Origin of the sequence: Tolypothrix sp. VBCCA 56010, from assembly GCF_050875635.1 — a bacterium.
Classification (GTDB): Bacteria; Cyanobacteriota; Cyanobacteriia; order Cyanobacteriales; family Nostocaceae; genus Hassallia.
This window is the reverse complement of the sequence record NZ_JBPAOH010000057.1, coordinates 33,703-41,108: the sequence shown is the minus strand read 5'-3', so window position 1 is coordinate 41,108 and position 7,406 is coordinate 33,703. Positions and strand designations below refer to the sequence as shown.

The window sequence follows — 7,406 nt, the reverse complement described above, 5'->3', positions numbered from 1 at the left end:
GAAAGGTCTGTGGGAAGCCCGTTCTTTAAACCAACAACACTGTACTGCTTCTTGCCTGTGGGTTTTGGTGAAAATTGGCGATCTGCGCTTCGCAGCAGCGCTTCGCTATCGCGTAGGGTGTTCCTTGGACAAGGTACTGATTGGGAACGAGATATCTCTTTTGAATGAGTGACTTCTAACTTCAGACTTGTTATTTCAACCACCAGCCACAGCGGGAACGATACTTACTTCATCCCCATCTTTGAGGGGTGTATCTGTCCCTTCTAAAAAGCGGATGTCTTCGCTATTAACATATAAATTCAAAAAGCGCCGTGGTTGTCCAGCTTCATCGCACAACCGCGACTTGATACCAGGACAGCTTTGCTCTAATGAGTCGAACAGTTGAGCAATGTTGCTGCCGCTACATTCTAGAGTAGCTTGGTTGTTGGTGAATTTCTGAAGAGGAGTAGGAACTAAAACTGTTACTGCCATAGGAATAGAAAGTTAGGAATGATGAGTTAGGAGTGATGAGTTAGGAGTGATGAGTTAGGAGTGATAAGTTAAAGTTAGAAATCAAACTCATAACTTCTAACTCCTAACTATTAACTAAACGAGGACTTGTTGCCATTCTAGGCGGTCGAGTGTACGCGATCGCTCTAGTGCGCGTTCAAAACTATCGAGTTTGGCGTCAATTGTCAAGGGTTCGCCTACGTAGCCTTGAACTGCTTCTTGGGTTTTCAAACCATTGCCGGTAATGTATACCACGGTAGTTTCATCTGGATCTATCTTGCCAGCTTCTACCAATTTTTTCAGTACGGCAACGGTTGTACCTCCAGCGGTTTCGGTGAAGATGCCTTCGGTTTCCGCCAAGAGCTTCATGCCTTCAATGATTTCTGCATCATTGACTGACTCAATGTTACCATTTGTTTTCTTCGCTATCTCCACAGCGTAAATGCCATCTGCTGGGTTGCCGATCGCTATCGATTTCGCTATTGTATTCGGTTTCACTGGCTTGATAAAGTCGCGTCCTTCACGAAATGCTTCCGCAATTGGCGAACAACCTTCGGCTTGTGCCCCACTAAAACGCACGTTTTTACCTTCGACTAAACCGACTTCAACAAATTCGTTAAAACCTTTGTAAATTTTTGTGAACAACGAACCAGAAGCGAGGGGAGCAACGATATGGTCGGGTAATTCCCATCCGAGTTGTTCGGCAACTTCAAAGGCTAAAGTTTTGGAACCTTCTGAGTAATAGGGACGCAAATTAATATTGACAAAACCCCAGCCTTGTGTATTGGCTACTTCACAACAAAGGCGATTAACTTGATCGTAATTGCCTTTCACAGCCATGAGGGTAGGACTGTAAATCAAGCTACCGAGGATTTTACCAGCTTCTAAATCGGCGGGGATGAATACGCAACAATCTAAACCGGCGTGAGCGGCGATCGCTGCGGTAGAATTTGCTAAGTTGCCGGTGCTAGCACAAGAAACTGTTGTGAAACCCAATTCACGCGCACGAGAAAGAGCAACTGACACCACCCGATCTTTGAAGCTGAGGGTGGGCATGTTGACGGCATCATTCTTTATATATAGTTTATTTAAACCCAAGCGACGCGCCAAGCGGTGGGAACGCACCAAGGGAGTCATACCAGTTCCCACATCTATAACATTATCTGTAGCGACGGGTAGAAACTGACGGTAGCGCCAAATCGAATTTGGTCCTGCTTGAATTTTTTCACGGCTGACCGAAAGACGCAGGTTGCTGTAATTATATTTGACTTCTAATGGACCAAAGCACAACTCACAAACATGGCTGGCTTTAAGTTCATATTCTGCACCACATTCCTTACACTTGAGGGCTTCTAAGATGGGTGTGGTCGTTTGGTTTGAGTGTGCGATCGCTTGAGTCATAAAACAACTTCCCTGTGTCTGGGTCAACTTTGGTTGATGCTACCACGAGCCAAAATACGAGTCAAACATACCCGACAAATTTTGTCGGGATTGATTTGCCGATAAAAGTGGGGGTTCAGTACTTGAAGTGATAATACTCAGGCGATCGCTTCCGAAAATAAAGTAATGAAATAGTTACATTGAAATCCGTAAGTGAGGAGAGTGAAAATTTCTCTTTTTCTCTCTTGATTTACTTTGAAATCAGGTGATAGAGAGTCATCTAACTTTAGACTTCACGGAAAATACGGTATTTTTATATACTTATTAATTTTTTGAATATAAATATATTTCCTTATTTACACAGTAGATTTTGCCTGATGTAAAAAGTTAGAGTTTTTTTGTCAATTCATCCTGAGGAGGATAAATTGAAGAGAAAATATTTGTTTTAAATTTTTCAGACCAATACTTTAACGGGTTGAATCGTCAATCTGAATGCCCAAAACTTGAAGTTTTGGGCTAATTTAACTTAGCAATTATTGGATAAATTGTTTAGTTAAATTATGCTTGAAAAAACATTATTAATTGATGCCATAAATTAACAGGTTCTATGAAATGTTCCAGCCAATTGAATAATAAAAAATCAAAAATATATCGTTATTTAGGAATAACGTTATTATTAGTCAACGGAATTTTTCAATTAGTCGCACCTGCATTAGCTGAAGGTACAGCGGCTGGTCAAGAAATTAGCAACACCGCGACAGCAACTTACGAAGATGATAGCGGGACAAAAATAAACGCTACTTCTAATACAGTTACTGTCAAAATTGCAGAAGTTGCTGGTATTACCATTACAAAGCAGAATTATGAAGATGATAACGGCAATGCAGTAGAACCGGGTGATAAACTTAAATTCAAATTTGAGATAAAAAACGTTGGTAACGATCCTACTAAGTTCCACATTCCCGATCCAAGCAACGTGGGTATCACTAACGGTACTGTTGATTCACTTGAATACAGTTTAAATGGTACTAATTGGACACCAATTAACAACTTAGATACACCTTCAGTTGATGCTGGGAAATCTATTTTTGTCCGCGTTAATGTGACCGTCAATAATGATGCTCAAGCTGATGATAAAGTTACCGTTACTCTTGGTAACACGGCTGTTGACCCTAATAATGCTGAACTGCTATTACAGAACCAACAACGGTATACAGTAGAAGCTGGTGACGTTTACACTTCAGATAATACAACCACACTTCCGCCGGGTGAAATTGCTGGCGAACCGGCGAATGGTGTCCGTGAAGCTGGTGCTTTCCAAACTGCAACGGTAAAGGCAAAAAAATATGCTTTAGCGACGATTTTTAAGACGAAAACTGGCTATGAGAATGCTGGTACAGCCAAAATTAATGATGATTCTTTTACTTATGACCTGACTTTGAAAGTAGAGGGAACAGACCCCACAAAAAATAATATTATTCCGGGGACATTAGTAGGTACAAAAATTAATTTAAATGGAACTCCCGATACCATTCGCATCTTAGTTTCTGATGCTATTCCTAAAGACACAGAACTTGCATCTGTACCCACACCACCAACTGGTTGGATAGCAGTTTATACAGAAGATGCGGTGACAACTAACGCTAATCTTGCACAATGGAAAACATTCACAGGAGCGACTGATTTAAGTAAAGTCAAAAGGATTGGTTTCGTCAACGATCCAGCGGTGTTAACTTTTATTGAACCGAACGCACCGGAAATCAAATTTCCGATCAAGATAAAAGTTAAATCTGATGTCAGCAAAGCATCAGTGACAGTAGAGAACATTGCTCAAATATTTGGTCAAACCAAAGATGGCACTACCTTAGTTTACGATGAATCTGGTGATGACAGACCCAGCAACTACGGCGATGATGGCAGTTTACCGCCCGGTGCAACAGATACCAATAACGATAAGATTCCTGATAACAATCCTACTGTAGACAGCGGTTATATTGACAATCCTGGAAGCTTACCCGAAAGTGACACTGATAAAGGTAATAACAACAGCGGTAAAGGTCCAGGTGGTGAACCGAATCGGTTCGTAACTTCTAATGAGGCAACAGTAAAGAATGGACCCAAAGATGCCCCAGAAGCCGTTGGTCCTAATGACGATAACGATGACTTTACCAACAAGTCTACGAAAGTACCAGCAGATAAGTCTGCACCCGGAAGTAAATTTGACCCGGATTTTGTCACTTTCGAGAACACGGTAAAGAATACCAGTACTCTCACAAACGACATCTCGCTGCTTCCTACCTTATCCGCAGGTTTGCCCAAAGATACAATAGTTACTATTTCTTATGGTAACGTTGATAAGGTTTATACCTGGGATGGCAATAATTTTACGATAGGTGGTAAGGTTATTACTTCCAAATCTGATTACATCACTATTCCTGATGTGGCAGCGGGTGCAAGTGTTACCTACTCGGTGAAAGTTGATTTACCACAGGATACTGCGTTATCCACAGATACAGGCACAGGTTTCCCAGTTGCGATCGCTGCTTTTGTTGATGATGCAACTCCTGGTTTAGGCACCACAGAACCAAGAAATATCACTATTGACCGAGTTTACACGGGTTTCTTGAAAATGGTGAAACTGTCGCGAGTCTTACAAGCAGATGGTCCACCTGTTGGTGCAAATCAGGGTGACTTTGAGTCAACACCAGCTGTCAATAATATAGATCCGAATCCTAGCGTTGGTGATGTCGTCAGAACACCGGCTCCAGGAAACATTATCGAGTACCAGATTAGGTACAAAAATATTTCTCAAAATCAAGGTGAGGGAGATGGCAATGTTCTTTTAAATGCCAAAAATGTGGAAATTACTGAAGACGGTATAGCGGGTACGAATAACTGGGCAAAGGATAACGATGGCGACAAAAATCTAGACACCACTCACGTTTCCGGTCAAGCTATCGATACTAAAGGCAGTATTGAATATTATACAGCACCTTCAACAACCGCAGGTTTAGAAACTGAAGGTGTTACTAAGTATGTAGACAAGGTAACAGACCAAGTTAAACCGGGTGCTGAAGGAACGTTTACCTTCCAACGCAAGGTGTACAAACCAAAAGAGGCAAATTCTTCGTCTGAGACATAAGTCCCGATTACTCTCGTTTACTCTCGTTCCCAGTCTCAGACTGGGAACGAGAGTAAACCACAAAATGAAGAGGTTAATAAAATGAAGCGTGTTTCTATTGCAAGTATCAGCGCGATCGCTCTTTTAACAATACCATTAATCGGTGCAATTCCAGGTATCCCAAGTATGTGGGATATGGGCGAAGCCATCGCTCAAAATACCAAAAATCAAGGGCAATTACAATTGCGTCTGGAAGCAGAAAAGAAAATTCTCAAGGGGCAAAAAGTAACTTGGCAAGCATTGCAAGGGCAAGCTGTAGTGCAACCAGGAGATGTGCTGCGTTATACCGTAGCTGGAGAAAATAAAAGCGATCGCCCAGTTAAAAATCTCACTCTCAATCAGCCGATTCCCAAAGGAATGCAGTATGTGCTGAAATCTGCTACCGCTAGCAGTAACGCCAAAATTACCTACAGCATTGATTCTGCACGCACCTTTGTGGAAAATCCCACCATACAAGTCAAACTTCCCAACGGCAAAGTAGAAACAAAAGAAGCACCAGCAACAGCTTACACCCATATTCGGATGAATTTTAACTCTTCTGTGCCTGCCAGAGCGATCGTTAAGGGGACTTATGAAGTGCAGGTGCGATAGGGGAAGGGGGAGAGGGGGACAGGGGGACAGGGGGGGACAAGGGGACAAGGGGGACAAGGGGGAAATTTCTATATCTCCCTCATCTCCCTCATCTCCCTCATCTCCCTTATCTCCCTCCCCCCCTCTCCCCATCCCCCACTATTAATTTTCAGGGTATCTGATAGGAGAAAGATTAAGTGATTCGTTTGCGAAAAAAACGGCAGACGGCATCTAGTAATAATTGGTTGCGAAGGTTAACAGCAACCATTTTGCTGGGAAGCGTCTTACAAAGTTCTCTACCAACAAAAGCGCAACAAGTTAATAACCAAGCTGCGCTTATACCTCTTACAAATCAAGCTACATATACTTATACAGATTCAGATAATAATACATTTCAAGGAACTACTAGTCAGTTGAGTGCTAGTTCGAGATTAATTGACCCTTTAGGCAGAATTTTAGGTTGTGGTGGACAGATTCTCCCGGATTATACAGGTTTTTCTGTTGGTTTGTATGAGCCTAATTCTAACGATCCAACGCAAATAGAATTAGGAAGACTGCTTTCACTGACAACAACAGAGTTACCTGAAATTCCTAAGAATAATATTCCTGGCGGATTAAAACCAAATATTAATAATAAAAATCCTTACGTTTTAGATAATCAGGAACCGCGAGGTACTTATAACTTTTTATTAGATTCAAATAAAGGTCAAGCTTTGCCTGGAAGAACCTACATTTTAGTAGTTAATCCGCCGGCGAATTCTATTTATAGTCAGCGGCGAATTAAAATTAAAATTCTTGATAACTCCAATGATATTATCCGATATTCTGCTACTTCTTTGGATGGTCAGCCAATTAGCACTATAGGGGATACTAGCTTTACAGATACGGTTGCTTTCATCCCTAATGCAGAAACAGTAGGACTGAATTTATTTGCCTTTCAATTCCAAACTGGTTTGTGTCAACCAAATCAGGTGCAGATTATTAAAACAGGCGATCGCGCTACTGCTGAACCTGGAGATACAGTAATTTATCGGCTTTCGGTAAAAAATGTATCTGATATTAATTTGAAAAATACGATAGTTACTGACAACTTACCTTTAGGATTCAACTTCCTAGATAAATCTGTGCGCGGAGAACTTGACGGGCAAGCAGTAGCCATTACTACCTCACGTAATGGCTCAACGGTGACATTACGCACAGACACAGTTATCCCAACAGGAAAAGTGCTGAATATTGCTTATGCTGTCCAACTTACCACAGATGCGGTGCGGGGTTCAGGAAAAAATAGTGCGATCGCCAATATGCAACGCGCTGACAACAATTTTGCTGTTAAAGATGGTCCGGCAACTCATCAGTTGAAAATTCGACCGGGAATTGTCTCGGATTGCGGTACTATCATCGGTCGCGTTTTTGTCGATAAGAACTTTGACGGCGAACAGCAACCTGGTGAACCGGGAATTCCCAACGCAGTGATTTTTATGGAAGATGGCAACCGTATAACTACTGACCCTAACGGTCTGTTCTCCGTCGCCAACGTGTTACCGGGAAACCATACAGGTGTATTGGATCTTAGCAGCCTTCCCGGTTACAGCTTGGCTCCTAACTTAAAATTCCGCGAACGTAATAGCCAATCTCGCTTAGTGCGATTAGAACCAGGTGGTTTGGTACGTCTAAACTTCGCAGTCACCCCATCCTTTCGGGAGGAAGCTAAAAAATGAAACGCAGACTGCAACATATTGGATATGAAAAGCTCACGCAGAGGAGCCACTGCGTTGCGGGGGTTCCC

6 protein-coding genes are annotated in these 7,406 nt (G+C 42.1%); 4 read left to right on the top strand and 2 right to left on the bottom strand.

The genetic code is table 11. The features are described from left to right. Positions 1-195: 195 nt before the first annotated feature. Positions 196-471, bottom strand: coding sequence for a MoaD/ThiS family protein (locus tag AABK37_RS19875; RefSeq protein WP_432553267.1), 276 nt, complete (start codon positions 469-471; stop codon positions 196-198). Positions 472-585: 114 nt separating this feature from the next. Then, positions 586-1,890, bottom strand: coding sequence for a threonine synthase (gene thrC, locus AABK37_RS19870; RefSeq protein WP_432553266.1), 1,305 nt, complete (start codon positions 1,888-1,890; stop codon positions 586-588). Positions 1,891-2,476: 586 nt separating this feature from the next. Between thrC and AABK37_RS19865 the strand changes: the two genes are divergently transcribed. The 4 genes from AABK37_RS19865 (at position 2,477) to AABK37_RS19850 (ending at position 7,338) form a co-directional block, all read left to right on the top strand. Then, positions 2,477-5,011 (top strand): hypothetical protein, encoded by a 2,535-nt coding sequence (locus AABK37_RS19865; protein ID WP_432553265.1) that lies wholly within the window; start codon positions 2,477-2,479, stop codon positions 5,009-5,011. 81 nt (positions 5,012-5,092) lie between these two features. Then, positions 5,093-5,641 carry a hypothetical protein gene (locus AABK37_RS19860; protein ID WP_432553264.1) on the top strand — a complete coding sequence of 183 codons (549 nt, stop codon included), beginning with the start codon at positions 5,093-5,095 and terminating at the stop codon, positions 5,639-5,641. Then, entirely contained in the window at positions 5,622-5,786 is a 165-nt protein-coding gene (locus AABK37_RS19855; protein ID WP_432553263.1) for a hypothetical protein, read from the top strand. The genes AABK37_RS19860 and AABK37_RS19855 overlap by 20 nt, the downstream gene beginning before the upstream one ends. Positions 5,787-5,817: 31 nt before the next feature. Beyond that, positions 5,818-7,338, top strand: coding sequence for a hypothetical protein (locus tag AABK37_RS19850; RefSeq protein ID WP_432553262.1), 1,521 nt, complete (start codon positions 5,818-5,820; stop codon positions 7,336-7,338). Positions 7,339-7,406: the final 68 nt, after the last annotated feature.

Excerpts from the sequence above, each read along its gene's own strand:
- AABK37_RS19875 (WP_432553267.1), bottom strand. The coding sequence starts at position 471 with ATGGCAGTAACAGTTTTAGTTCCTACTCCTCTTCAGAAATTCACCAAC.
- AABK37_RS19860 (WP_432553264.1), top strand. The coding sequence starts at position 5,093 with ATGAAGCGTGTTTCTATTGCAAGTATCAGCGCGATCGCTCTTTTAACA.
- thrC (WP_432553266.1), bottom strand. The coding sequence starts at position 1,890 with ATGACTCAAGCGATCGCACACTCAAACCAAACGACCACACCCATCTTA.
- AABK37_RS19855 (WP_432553263.1), top strand. The coding sequence starts at position 5,622 with ATGAAGTGCAGGTGCGATAGGGGAAGGGGGAGAGGGGGACAGGGGGAC.
- AABK37_RS19865 (WP_432553265.1), top strand. The coding sequence starts at position 2,477 with ATGAAATGTTCCAGCCAATTGAATAATAAAAAATCAAAAATATATCGT.